General features: G+C 74.5%; 12 protein-coding genes. 5 read left to right on the top strand and 7 right to left on the bottom strand.

Annotated elements, in window-relative coordinates; all coding sequences use genetic code 11:
- Positions 1 to 112 precede the first annotated feature (112 nt).
- The gene (locus tag ACFYZF_RS15795) at positions 113 to 715 is read right to left on the bottom strand and encodes a hypothetical protein (protein WP_387020685.1); all 603 of its coding nucleotides are present in this window, start codon (positions 713 to 715) and stop codon (positions 113 to 115) included.
- A 544-nt stretch (positions 716 to 1,259) separates the two neighbouring features.
- Between ACFYZF_RS15795 and ACFYZF_RS15790 the strand changes: the two genes are divergently transcribed.
- The 3 genes from ACFYZF_RS15790 (at position 1,260) to ACFYZF_RS15780 (ending at position 4,535) form a co-directional block, all read left to right on the top strand.
- Complete coding sequence (locus ACFYZF_RS15790; RefSeq protein ID WP_387020683.1) at positions 1,260 to 1,673, top strand: hypothetical protein; 414 nt, start codon at positions 1,260 to 1,262, stop codon at positions 1,671 to 1,673.
- A gap of 194 nt (positions 1,674 to 1,867) precedes the next feature.
- The gene (locus tag ACFYZF_RS15785; protein WP_387020680.1) at positions 1,868 to 3,808 is read left to right on the top strand and encodes a DEAD/DEAH box helicase; all 1,941 of its coding nucleotides are present in this window, start codon (positions 1,868 to 1,870) and stop codon (positions 3,806 to 3,808) included.
- A 97-nt stretch (positions 3,809 to 3,905) separates the two neighbouring features.
- On the top strand, positions 3,906 to 4,535 hold the full coding sequence (locus tag ACFYZF_RS15780) for a putative glycolipid-binding domain-containing protein (protein WP_387020677.1): 630 nt from the start codon (positions 3,906 to 3,908) through the stop codon (positions 4,533 to 4,535).
- Positions 4,536 to 4,611: 76 nt separating this feature from the next.
- Here the strand turns inward: ACFYZF_RS15780 and ACFYZF_RS15775 are convergent, their stop codons facing one another.
- Genes ACFYZF_RS15775 through ACFYZF_RS15765 form a run of 3 tightly spaced genes read right to left on the bottom strand, consistent with a single transcriptional unit; the run spans position 4,612 to position 7,064 of the window.
- Positions 4,612 to 5,703, bottom strand: a complete 1,092-nt coding sequence (locus ACFYZF_RS15775; protein ID WP_387020675.1) for a PLP-dependent cysteine synthase family protein — start codon at positions 5,701 to 5,703, stop codon at positions 4,612 to 4,614.
- 23 nt (positions 5,704 to 5,726) lie between these two features.
- On the bottom strand, positions 5,727 to 6,560 hold the full coding sequence (locus tag ACFYZF_RS15770; protein WP_387020673.1) for an SDR family NAD(P)-dependent oxidoreductase: 834 nt from the start codon (positions 6,558 to 6,560) through the stop codon (positions 5,727 to 5,729).
- A gap of 45 nt (positions 6,561 to 6,605) precedes the next feature.
- Positions 6,606 to 7,064: an Lrp/AsnC family transcriptional regulator gene (locus tag ACFYZF_RS15765; RefSeq protein ID WP_387020670.1), complete on the bottom strand. Its 459-nt coding sequence runs from the start codon at positions 7,062 to 7,064 to the stop codon at positions 6,606 to 6,608.
- A 268-nt stretch (positions 7,065 to 7,332) separates the two neighbouring features.
- Here ACFYZF_RS15765 and ACFYZF_RS15760 point away from each other — a divergent pair, with 268 nt between their 5' ends.
- Positions 7,333 to 7,599, top strand: coding sequence for a BldC family transcriptional regulator (locus ACFYZF_RS15760; RefSeq protein WP_387020667.1), 267 nt, complete (start codon positions 7,333 to 7,335; stop codon positions 7,597 to 7,599).
- Between the two features lie 66 nt (positions 7,600 to 7,665).
- Here ACFYZF_RS15760 and ACFYZF_RS15755 read toward each other — a convergent pair whose 3' ends face one another.
- Positions 7,666 to 8,319: a UbiX family flavin prenyltransferase gene (locus ACFYZF_RS15755; protein ID WP_387020664.1), complete on the bottom strand. Its 654-nt coding sequence runs from the start codon at positions 8,317 to 8,319 to the stop codon at positions 7,666 to 7,668.
- A 134-nt stretch (positions 8,320 to 8,453) separates the two neighbouring features.
- Between ACFYZF_RS15755 and ACFYZF_RS15750 the strand changes: the two genes are divergently transcribed.
- Entirely contained in the window at positions 8,454 to 9,422 is a 969-nt protein-coding gene (locus ACFYZF_RS15750; protein WP_387020661.1) for a terpene synthase, read from the top strand.
- A 50-nt stretch (positions 9,423 to 9,472) separates the two neighbouring features.
- Here ACFYZF_RS15750 and mqnP read toward each other — a convergent pair whose 3' ends face one another.
- Positions 9,473 to 10,387, bottom strand: a complete 915-nt coding sequence (gene mqnP / locus ACFYZF_RS15745; protein WP_387020658.1) for a menaquinone biosynthesis prenyltransferase MqnP — start codon at positions 10,385 to 10,387, stop codon at positions 9,473 to 9,475.
- Complete coding sequence (locus ACFYZF_RS15740) at positions 10,384 to 11,847, bottom strand: menaquinone biosynthesis decarboxylase (RefSeq protein ID WP_387020656.1); 1,464 nt, start codon at positions 11,845 to 11,847, stop codon at positions 10,384 to 10,386. The genes mqnP and ACFYZF_RS15740 overlap by 4 nt, the downstream gene beginning before the upstream one ends.
- Positions 11,848 to 11,972 lie beyond the last annotated feature (125 nt).

Raw genomic sequence — 11,972 nt, 5'->3', positions numbered from 1 at the left:
GGCGGGCGGCCGTGTCGGCCGGGGCCGCGCGGGCCCGGGTGAGCGTCGCCAACGCCGCCGCCCCGCCGCAGGGGGTCACGCTGCCGGCCGCCGCATCGGGCGGCGGAACCACCTACCGCACGGGCACGTCGTCGTCCGGTGCCGCCCCTGTGCCGGCACCGACGCAGCCCTCGGCCACGCCTCCGGACCAGCACCGCCCCGCCGCGCCGGCGACACCGTCGTCCTGGTCGGGTGCCGCCACGGCCGAGCGGCGCACCACCGTGCCCGCTACGGGTGACGGCGTCCCTGCCCCGGAGCCCGCCGACGGGACCCCGGCAGCCCCGGCCGGCAACCTCGCCGTGGGCCACGGTGACGCCTCCGACGCCGCTACGGCCGGCCCGGCGACCGCCCGGCCAACACCCGCCGTGCCGGCCCAGCGCAGCGGCGACGCCGCGCCCGCGACCGCCCGGGCCAGCGCCTCGGTGCCTGGCCTGAACCGGATCTCCACGCGCGAGGTGGCCGGGGCTGCGAGGAACGCCGGTTCTTCCCAGGGCTCCGGCGGGACGACGCAGGGCAGCGCCACGGTGTACCGGTCGACCCCGGTGAGCCCTGCGCCTCCCGAGCCGGCGCGTCCACCGGAGCCGGCCGAGCCACCGGTGCCGCCCGTCCCGGAGCCGGAGCCCGCCCCGGTGCCCGTGCCGGCGCCGACCCCGCCGACGCCGGTCCCCGGGCCCACCCCGCCGTCGCCGAATCCCCCGGTTCCCGAGCCGACGCCGCCGGGCCCCGGCCCGCTCCCACCCACACCCGGCCCTGGCCCGCTCCCACCCACACCCGGCCCCGGCCCGCTCCCACCCGTACCCGGCCCTGGCCCGATCCCGCCCGTACCCGGGCCGCCGGTGCCACCGCCACCGCCCCCCGGCCCGATGCCGGCACCGCCGTTCCCGCCGCCGCCGCTGACCGCGTCGTCGACGGCGTCGTCCGTGCAGTTCCTCCCCGGCCGGCCGGCCTCCGCACCGCCGGCTCCGGACGCCGGCGCGGACTGGGCGGACTGGCCTGCGCCGACGGTAGGCACCCCGGGCCCGACCGCGGGCGGGCCGCCACCGGCCAGCCGACCGGCGTCCGCGCCACCGGCCAGCCGACCGGCGTCCGCGCCGCCCCCGGTGGTCCCGGCTCCCGCGCTGCCGGCCTGGCCGCCGCCCGAGCCGGCCTCCCACAGCGGCGGCCCCACAGGCCGTCCGGGCGCGCCGGAATCGTCGACGCCGGGCCGGCCGGTCTCCGGCGTGCCCGCTCCCACCGCCGGCCGACCGACCCCCGGCCTGTACGGCGCCGCCGCGACCACCGCCTGGCCGGCGCCGCCGCCGACCGGGGTGCCAGGCGGCAGGGCCCCCGCCGGGCCACCCGGCCTACCGGAGCCGGGGACCGCCGACCTGGCCAGCACCGCGTACGGCACCGAGGGGCCGGGGTTCGCCACGATCTCGCTGCCGACGGGGGCCGCGCTGGACAACTCGGGCTCCCTGACCGGGCACATCCTCGCCCAGGGCTGGACGGATGCCCCGACGCCCCGGTCGAGCACCACCAAGGTCGTGGCCGTCCTGGCGGTGTCGCTCGGCCTGCTCGTCGCGATCAGCGTGTTGGTCGTCCTGGTGGCCGGCGACGCCATGGACGGGCTGGTGGGGGGTTTCCTCAACAAGTGACGCCTGCGGGCGATGGTGAGCCCGACCACTACCCCTCGCGGCGCGGTGGCGGGTTTGCCGGGCCGCCGTACACTTGTGTCGATCACTGACCTTGGCGCGCACGAGGCGCGCCCATGGGCGATCTTGCGGGCGATTCGGCGGCGTACAGCTGCGGCAGGCCATCGCGAAGATGCGCCCCGCTCGAAAGGCATTTCTTGACCACCTTTGCTGACGCCAGCACGTTCCCGTCCGCCTTCGACGCCTCGGCCGGACAGACCTCTCCGGCCGGCACCGGTGACACCGCCGTCACCACCGCCCCCGAAGAGCCCACCCCGGCCGCCGCCGACCTCGACGCCGCCACCGACGCGGCGTCGGCCGCCGAGATCGACGCCACGCCGGAGCCCAAGGCCGACTTCGCCGCCCTCGGGCTGCCCCAGTCGCTGGTCCGGGCGCTCGACCGGCAGGGCATCACCACGCCGTTCCCGATCCAACGGGCCACCGTTCCCGACGCGCTCGCCGGCCGGGACGTCCTCGGTCGGGGCCAGACCGGTTCCGGCAAGACCCTCGCCTTCGGCCTGCCGCTGATCGCCCGGCTCGCCGAGCGCAACCGGGCCCGCCCGCTGCGCCCGCGGGCCCTGGTGCTGGTCCCCACCCGGGAGCTGGCCATGCAGGTCAACGACGCGCTCGTGCCGCTCGGCAAGGCGGTCGGGATCTTCCTCAAGACCGCTGTCGGCGGCGTGCCGTACGACCGGCAGATCGACGCGCTCCGCCGCGGGGTGGAGATCGTGGTGGCCACGCCCGGACGGCTGGGCGACCTGATCAACCGGGGCGTCTGCCAGCTGGACGACGTCGAGGTGACCGTGCTCGACGAGGCCGACCAGATGGCCGACATGGGCTTCCTGCCCGAGGTCACCGAACTGCTGGCGAAGACTCCGGCCGGCGCCCAGCGGCTGCTCTTCTCGGCCACCCTGGACGGTGACGTCGACTCGCTGGTCAGGCGGTTCATGACCGACCCGGTCACCCACTCAACCGCCCCGGCCACCGCTGCGGTGTCCACCATGGACCACCACCTGCTGCTGATCCCGCCGCACGAGAAGTTCGCCGTGACGGCCTCGATCGCCGCCCGGTCCGGCCGGACCATGCTCTTCGCCCGGACCCAGCTCGGCGTGGACCGGTTGGTCGAGCAGTTCGCCGCCGTCGGCGTGCGGGCCGGTGGGCTGCACGGCGGGAAGACCCAGAGCATGCGGACCCGCACCCTCGCCGAGTTCCGCGAGGGTCGGATGGACGTGCTGGTCGCCACCGACGTGGCGGCCCGGGGCATCCACGTCGACGGGGTGTCCCTGGTGCTGCACGTGGACCCGCCGAAGGACCCGAAGGACTACCTGCACCGCGCGGGGCGTACCGCCCGGGCCGGCGAGTCCGGCGCGGTGGCCACCCTGGTGCTGCCGAAGCAGCGCCGGACCACCCTGGCGATGTTGGAGAAGGCCGGGGTCGAGCCGACGGAGAGCCGGGTCCGGGCCGGCGACCCGGTGCTGGCCGAGCTGACCGGTGCCCGCGAGCCCAGCGGCGTGCCGGTCCGCGCCGAGCCGTCGGCGACCCGCCGGAACGGCGACCGCCCGTCCGGACCGCGCCGGTTCGAGGACCGGGGCGAGCGCCGCTACGGCGACCGCCCCACCGGCGAGCGCCGCTACGGGGACCGCCCCACCGGCGAGCGCCGCTACGGGGACCGCCCCACGGGCGAGCGCAGGTTCGGTGACCGCCCCACGGGCGAGCGCCGCTATGGCGACCGTCCCACCGGCGAGCGTAGGTTCGGCGACCGCCCCACCGGGGAGCGTAGCTACGGCGACCGTCCCACCGGCGAGCGTAGCTACGGCGACCGCCCCACCGGGGACCGTCCCACCGGCGACCGCCGGTTCGACGACCGGGGCGAGCGGCGGTTCGCCGACCGCCCGACCGGTGAGGGCTTCGGCGGCGAGCGACGGTTCGGGGACCGCCCGCACGGCGAGCGTCGCTTCCCGGAGCGGGGCGAGTCCGGCGGGGACCCGCGCACCGGCGACCGGCGGGGCGGTTTCCGGCCCGAGGGACGCGGACGGGACGACCGGCCGCGCGACGACCGGCGCGGGTTCGGCGGACGGCCGCCGGCGCGTACCCACTGATCTGACGAAGACCGGAACGCCGTCGCGGAGCCCATGCTCCGCGGCGGCGTTTCCGCATGCGCTGCCGGCGCTCGCGTCGTGGCGTAACGTCCGGTTCATGCCGACCATGCCGAAGTCGCTGTTCTGGGCCCGGACGGACACCGCCGGCGCCGAGCACGCCCTGCTGGACGACCGTAACGGGCTGACCGCGCGAGGTGTCGCGGTGGCCGTCGACCCGATCGCCTACACCTGCCGCTACCAACTGACCACCGGGCCGGACTGGACGGTCCGCCGGCTGGAGGTCGAGGCGGAAGGGGCGGGCTGGCAGCGGAGCGTACGGCTGGAACCGGCCGGTGACCGGTGGCGGGTGACCACTTCCGAGCAGGGCGACCTGGACGCCGCGCTGCGGGCCGCCGGGCGTCCCCCGGTCGGGCTGCCGGGCACCGACGAGCCGGACCGGCTGGCCGACGCGGTCGACGTCGACCTCGGCGGGTCGCCGCTGTTCAACACCCTCCCGGTACGCCGACTGCGGCTGGCCTCGGCGGCGGCGGACACCACGCACCGGATCACCGTGGCGTGGGTGCTGGTGCCCAGCCTGGCGGTGGTCCCCGCCGAACAGGTCTACTCGGCGCTCGGCGCGGGCCGGGTCCGGTTCGCCAGCGGCACCTTCACCGCCGACCTGGACCTCGACCCGGACGGCTGGGTGCTGCGCTACCCGGGCCTCGCGGAGCGGATCCCGGGGCGCTGACGCGCACGTCGGCGTCTCCCGCAGCCCCGGCCCGGCGGCCGGTCACCCGCCGGCCCCGCCGCCGGGGGCCGTTCTCCTACCGGGGCCAGGCGCCGGTGGCGAGAAACCGGTCGACGGTGGCCAGGTGCGGGGCGAGGTCGAGCCCCTGCCCGGCCACCCAGTCGTCGGCGTAGTACGTGTCGGCGTACCGGTCCCCGGGGTCGCAGATCAGGGTGACCACCGAGCCCGCGCGCCCCTCGGCAAGCATGCCGGCGATCAGCCCGAACGCGCCCCAGAGGTTGGTGCCGGTGGAGCCGCCCACCCGGCGGCCGAGTAGGGCCGAGCCGGCCCGCATGGCGGCCAGCGAGGCGGCGTCGGGCACCTGGACCATCCGGTCCACCACCGCGGGCAGGAACGACGCCTCGACGCTGGGCCGGCCGATGCCCTCGATCCGGGAGCCCCGGCCGGTACGCACCGACCAGTCGGCCGCCTGCCAGGCCGGGTAGAACGCCGAGTTCTCCGGGTCGACCACGCACAGCTTGGTGGGCAGCCGGCGGTACCGGGTGTACCGGCCGATGGTGGCGCTGGTGCCGCCGGTCCCAGCGCCGACCACGATCCAGGCCGGCACGGGGTGCCGCTCCAGCGTGAGCTGCGCGTAGATCGACTCGGCGATGTTGTTGTTGCCCCGCCAGTCGGTGGCCCGCTCGGCGTAGGTGAACTGGTCCATGAAGTGGCCGCCGGAGTCCTCGGCCAGCCAGCGCGCCTCGACCACCACCTTCGCCGGGTCGTCGACCAGGTGGCAGCGCCCGCCCTGGAACTCGATCTGGGCGATCTTCTCGGGTGAGGTGGACGCCGGCATCACCGCGATGAACGGCAGCCCCAGCATCCGGGCGAAGTACGCCTCGGAGACCGCCGTCGAACCGGAGGACGCCTCGATGACGGTCGTCCCGGGGCCGATCCAGCCGTTGCACAGCCCGTACAGGAACAGCGAGCGGGCGAGCCGGTGCTTGAGCGAGCCGGTCGGGTGCGACGACTCGTCCTTGAGGTAGAGGTCGATCCCCCACTCGCGGGGGAGCGGGAACGGCAGCAGGTGGGTGTCGGCGGACCGGTTGGCGTCCGCCTCGACCGTGGCGATCGCCCCGGTCACCCACGTCCGGCTGGCTTCGTCGCACCGGTCGAGATGAGTCACGTTCGAAAACGTAGCAAGACGGGTCAGGCCAGGCCGGAGCCGCCCCGGCGGCGCTGCCGCCGCTGCCCGGCCCGACCGGTGGCCCGGATCAGCGGGGTCAACCCCACGGCGAGCCCGGGGAGCGCGTCGAGCAGCCGGACCTGCGCGCCGCGCCAGCGGGGCAGCGCCACCACGGGGCGCGGCCGCCGGGCCAGCCGGACCGCCCGCGAGGCGACCCGCTCGGGGGTCAGCAGCGTCCCGGTGAAGGACGCCACGGCCCCCGGGTCGTCGAGCCGGTCGTGCAACATCGGCGTCCAGATCCCGTCCGGACACAGGCACGAGACGTGTACGTCCCGGTGCCCGGCCGCCCGCAGGTCGGCCAGGGTGCCCAGGCTGAACGCGAGCAGGGCGTGCTTGCTGGCGGAGTACATCGTCTCGCCGGGGGCGGCGACCAGGCCGGCCAGCGAGACGACGTTGAGCACGTGTCCGCGCCCCTGTGCCCGCATCACCGCCAGCGCGGCGAGGGTGCCGGCCATCGCGCCGAGGGCGTTGACCTCGATGATCCGGCGGCGGGTCCGCTCGTCCTGCTCCCAGGCGGGGCCGGTGGCCAGGATGCCGGCGTTGTTGACCCAGAGGCCGAGGCCGTCGGGCGACCGCCCGGCCGCCTCGGCGGCCACCGCCGCACAGGCCGTATCGTCGCGCACGTCCAGCGGCCGGGACCAGCCGCCGAGCGGCGCGGCCACGGCGGCGACGGCGTCGGCGTCCAGGTCGGTGAGCAGGACCGGCCAGCCGTCGGCGTGCAGGGCGGCGGCCAGCGCGCGGCCCAGGCCGCCGGCCGCGCCGGTCACCACGGCCGTTCCCCGCACTGGCGACGTCACCGGCGCAACCTACCGCCGTGGCACACCGCGCGCCAGGGCTGCCGCTCAGCCCGTGGGCGGTCCGATCGACTGGGGGCGGTTCTCCCACTTCGTCGACAGCGCGATCCCGGTACGGGTGGAGGCCACCCCGGGGGTCCGGTTCAGTCGGACGATGAGCTGCTCCAGTTCGGCGATGCTGCCGACCCGGGCCTTGAGCAGGAACGACTCGACCCCCGCCATGAAGTAGCAGGACTCGATCTCGGGCATCCGTCGGAACGCCTCCAGCACGTCGTCGGTGTCCCCGCCGGAGTCCTCGACGATGCTGATCAGCGCGGTCACCCCGAGGCCGATGGACTCGGGCTCCACCTCCGCCCGGTACGCCCGGATCACCCCGCCGGACTCCAGCTTCCCGACCCGTTCGTGCACGGCGGGTGCGGAGAGGCCGACCTGGCGGGCCAGTTCGGCGTACGAGAGTCGGGCATTGCCCTGCAACAGCGCGACGAGGCTCCGGTCGATGGCGTCCACGGACTGTGACCCTAGTCGTTCGGGCGTAACGTCCGACGCTCGACATACGTTGCACCTGACAGCAGGTGAGTGTTCGCAGACCTTCGGTCAAGGGAGAACCGCGCCGGTAGCATTTACTAACTTCCCACTCAGTGCTTTTTTCGCGTTTGGCGGACAGGCCAGGTCGCTGGTGCTGTAATTGCCATACGTCCCTCATGACGGCTCTGGGCTCGCACCGGCCGGGGGCAGTGTGTTCAGCCGGGGGCTTCGTCGACGCGAGGAGGGGGCTGTGGACACTGGAGATCGCCTGCTGACACCGGGTGAGGTTGCCGCACTGTTTCGGGTTGACCCGAAGACGGTGACGCGCTGGGCGGCGGCCGGCCGGATAGGCAGCATCCGGACTCCAGGCGGGCACCGCCGGTTTCGGGAATCCGAGGTGCGGGCCCTGCTGGAAGGGGAGGGCATGCTGGACGAGGCGGACGACATGGGAAAGACACATAACGTCGGCCCTGCGGCATCGACCGGCCCCGGCCCGGCCAACGCCGGGATGTACTGACCAGGTGCACTGACGGGGCACGCGGACCGGCCCGCCCGGTCCGCGTCCCGACGACACCGGCCCCGCTCAGCGGCGGCCGGCGGCCGGACCGCCGGTACGGCCGGTGCCCAGCTCGCCGGACCAGCGCCGGAACAACGTGTGCGGTACGCCGAGGGCGTCGAGCACCTTCCCCGCCACGAAGTCGACGAGTTGCTGCGCCGAGGCGGACGCGCCGGCGCCGTAGAAGCCCGGGCTGGCGGGCAGCACCACCGCCCCGGCGTCGTGCAGGGCGATCAGGTGCTCCAGGTGGCTCCGGGTCACCGGCGTCTCGCGGGGCACCACCACCAGCGGCCGGCGCTCCTTGAGGTTGACCTCCGCGGCCCGCTGCAACAGGTCCTTGGACAGCCCGATCGCGATGCCGGCGCAGGCAGCCGTGCTGGCCGGCACGACCGCCATGCCGCGTACCCGGTAGGAGCCGCTGCTGGGGCCGGCGGCGAGATCACCGGCGGGCCAGTGCCGCACGTCGGCGTCGCCCAGGTCCCGGCCGAGCCAGGCCGCGAGGTCCTCGGCCCAGTGCCCGTCGCGGAAGACCCGCCCGGTCTCGTCGAGGATGGTCAGCCGCGCGGCCCGGGACACGATCAGGTCCACCGGTTCGCCGGCGTCCACCAGCCCGCTCAGGACCGCGGCGGCGTACGGCGTGCCCGACGCACCGGAGACTCCCACCACCCATGGTTCACGCATACCGTCCAGCCTGCCTGGTTACGCCGGGCGGCCGTCGGCCGCCCTCTTGGGTCGGCCGGGCCGACCCCCCGCCCACGGTACTGACCTGCCATGCTGCCGTGGGCGCGATCCCACGCCCCTGGGAGGAATCGATGATGACCGGCGACATCCTCTGGTCGCTTCGCTCCCACTGCCCCATTCCGCCGAAGCTGTCCCCGCACGCCGAGCGGGTGCAGCGGTGGCTCGACGACCGGCTGCCCGGCCTCGGCCTGCCGCTGGACGGCCCGGCGCTGGACCGGCTGTCCCGCGCGGGTTTCGCCCGCTACGCCAGCCGGCTCTACCCGCAGGCCACCGAGGCCGACCTGCGGGTGGTGGCCGCCCTGTTCACCTGGTTCTTCCTGGTCGACGACGCCTGCGACGGCCCGCACCGGCTGAACCCACAGCAGATCCGGGCGCTGCGCGACGGGACGCTGTGGCTGCTGCGGGAGGGGCACCGGATCCGTCACCCGGGGCTCACCGGCCCGCTGCGCCGGCTGCTGGTGCGGGCCTGGCGGGAGCCGCGCCGCCGGATGCCGGCCCGCTGGCGGCTGCGGTTCGCCGACGCGGTCGGCCACCACCTGCACGGGACATGGCAGGAGGCGGTGGAGAAGGCCGCCGGTCGGCCGCCGAACGTGGCCCGGTACGTCGAGCTGCGCCGGGCCACCTCGGCGGCGTACGTGTCGTATCCGCTGATCGAGTTCGTCACCGACCGCCCGCTGCCCGACGCGGTGTACCACCATCCGCTGCTGCGCGAGATCGCCGACCTCGGCAACGACCTGCTCTCCTGGTACAACGACCTCGCCTCGCTGGAGCGGGACCGAGCCACCTCGGGCGGGCACAACCTGGTGCTCGCGCTGGCCGCCGAGCGGGGCGTCCCGCTCGCCGCCGCGATCGACCTGGCCGCCGAGCGCTGGCGGGCGGCGATGCGCCGCTTCGTCGAGCTCCGCGCGACCGTGCCGTCGTTCGGCCCGGCGCTGGACGAGGCCGTCACCGATTATCTCGACGGGGTCGCCGACGCCGTCCGGGGCACCATCGAGTGGACCCTGGAGAGCGCCCGCTACCCCACCCCGGCGGCCCGGGACTGACGGCTCCCGCCGGCCCGGCCAGCAGCCGGCTCAGGGGCGCAGTCGCTGGCTCAGGGGCGCAGGCCGAGCCGTACCACCAGGTCGAGCAGGGCGAGCACGAACAGCGCGATGCCGACGAACCCGTTCGCGGTGAAGAACGCCCGGTTGACCTTGCTCAGGTCGGTCGGCGACACCACCAGATGCTGGTAGCCGAACGCGACGGCGGTCAGCGCCAGCCCGATCCACCAGAGCCAGCCGAACCCGACCAACGCCCCGAACCAGATGAACAGCGCGAACGTCACCACGTGCGTGACGGTGGAGGCGTGCAGGGCGAAGCGCAGCCCGTACCGGGCGGGGACGCTGTGCACGCCGATCTTCCGGTCCACGTCGGCGTCCTGACATGCGTAGATCAGGTCGAAGCCGCCGATCCACAGGCCGACGGCCGCGCCGAGCAGCCAGGCCGGCCACGAGCCGGCGAAGGTGCCGGTGACCGCGAACCACGCGCCGACCGGGCCGACCGCCTGGGCGACCGCGAGGATCGCGTGCGGCCAGTTGGTGAACCGCTTGCCGTACGGATAGACGACCAGCGGCACCACGGCGAGCGGCGCGAGCGCCAGGCAGAGCGGGTTGAGCAGGGCGGCTGCGGCGAGGAAGACCACCAGCGCGACGGCCGCGCCGGTCCAGGCCGTCCGCACGCTCACCGCCCCGGTGACCAGTTCCCGGGAGGAGGTACGCGGGTTCCGCGCGTCGATCCGCCGGTCGAGGATGCGGTTGGCGGCCATCGCGAACGTCCGCGCCCCGACCATCGCCACGGTGATCAGCAGCAGGTCTCCCCAGCGCACCCGCCCGCCGTGGACCTGCATCGCGGTCAGCGCCGACAGGTACGCGAACGGCAGCGCGAAGACGGAGTGTTCGATCGCGACGAGCTTGAGGAAGGACTTGACCCGGCTGGGGCGCTCGACGGGCTCCGTGACGGCGGCGGTCATCGGATCCCGTACTCCTTCCAGCGCTTGTCGACCAGGGAGACGACCTCGGGGGCCATGGTCATCTCCTCCGGCCAGCCCCGGGTGTAGCCCTCGGTGGGCAGCTTCCGGGTGGCGTCGACGCCCGCCTTCCCGCCCCAGAACTGCTGGTACGAGGCGTGGTCGAGGTGGTCGACGGGTCCTTCGGTGAGCAGCAGGTCGCGGGCGTAGTCGACGTTGCCGAACGCCCGGAACGCGACCTCGTTGTAGTTGTGCACGTCGCAGTCCTCGTCGACGATCACGATCAGCTTGGTCAGCGACATCATGTGCGCGCCCCAGATGGCGTTCATCACCTTCTGCGCGTGCTTCGGGTAGCGCTTGCGGATCGACACGATCGCGCAGTTGTGGAAGACCCCGGCGGCGGGCAGGTCGTAGTCGACGATGTCCGGGATCAGGAAGCGCAGCAGCGGCGCGAAGATCCGCTCGGTGGCCTTGCCGAGGCCGTGGTCCTCCTGCGGTGGTTGCGACGTGACGATCGAGTGGTAGACCGGGTCGCGCTGCATGGTCATGCACTCGATGTGCATCACCGGGAAGGGCTCCACCGGCGTGTAGAAGCCGGTGTGGTCGCCGAACGGGCCCTCCGGCAGCCGCTCGCCCGGCTCGATGTAGCCCTCCAGGACGATCTGCGCGTGCGCCGGCACCTGCAACGGAACCGTCAGGCAGTCCACCATCTCGACCCGCTCGCCGCGCAGGAAACCCGCGAACAGATATTCGTCGATGTCGGCGGGAAGTGGCGCGCTGGCCGCGTAGGCGACCGCGGGCTCGGTGCCGATGGCGATCGCCACCGGCAGCCGCTGGCCGAGCCGCTCGGCGACCGCGTGGTGCGCCGTGGAGTTCTTGTGGATCTGCCAGTGCATGCCGACGGCGTTCCGCGAGTGCTGCTGCAACCGGTACAACCCCAGGTTGCGCTTGCCGGTCTCCGGGTGCTTGGTGTGGGTCAGACCGAAGTTGTGGAAGATCCCGCCGTCACCCGGCCATACCTGCAGCCCCGGCAGCCGGTTCAGGTCGACGTCGTCGCCGCGGTAGACCACCTGCTGGCAGGGGGCGGTCTTGACCTTCTTCGGCGGCATCGACTTGAGCTGCATGACCTTGCCGAGCCCGCCCATCATGCCCGAGAAGCCCTGCGGCAGCTCCGGCTTGAGCATCTCACCGATCCGCGCGCCGATCTCGTCGAGGTTCTCGACGCCGAGCGCCAGCGCCATCCGCTTCTCGCTGCCGAACAGGTTGAGCGCCACCGGCATCTCGCCCCGGGTGGGCCGCTCGAAGAGCAGCGCCGGCCCGCCGGCCCGCACGGTCCGGGTGACGATCTCGCTGATCTCCAGCGTGGGATCGACCGGCACACTCACGCGACGCAACTCCCCCGCCCGTTCCAGGGCCGCGAGGAAGTCCTTCAGATCGGTGTACGGAAAGCCACGTGCCGCCATGAGGCCAGTCTCCCGCACCACGGGAGGCACCGCCCACGCCGGGTCGGGCCGGGCGGTGTGCGTCTCCCCACCCGCCGGTGCTCGTTGGTACGGATGGCGGCGGGACGGTCGGTCGGGCCGCTGGC

Source organism: Micromonospora sp. NPDC001898 (assembly GCF_042891255.1).
Lineage (GTDB): Bacteria > Actinomycetota > Actinomycetes > Mycobacteriales > Micromonosporaceae > Micromonospora.
This window is presented reverse-complemented; position numbering and strand designations above follow the sequence as displayed.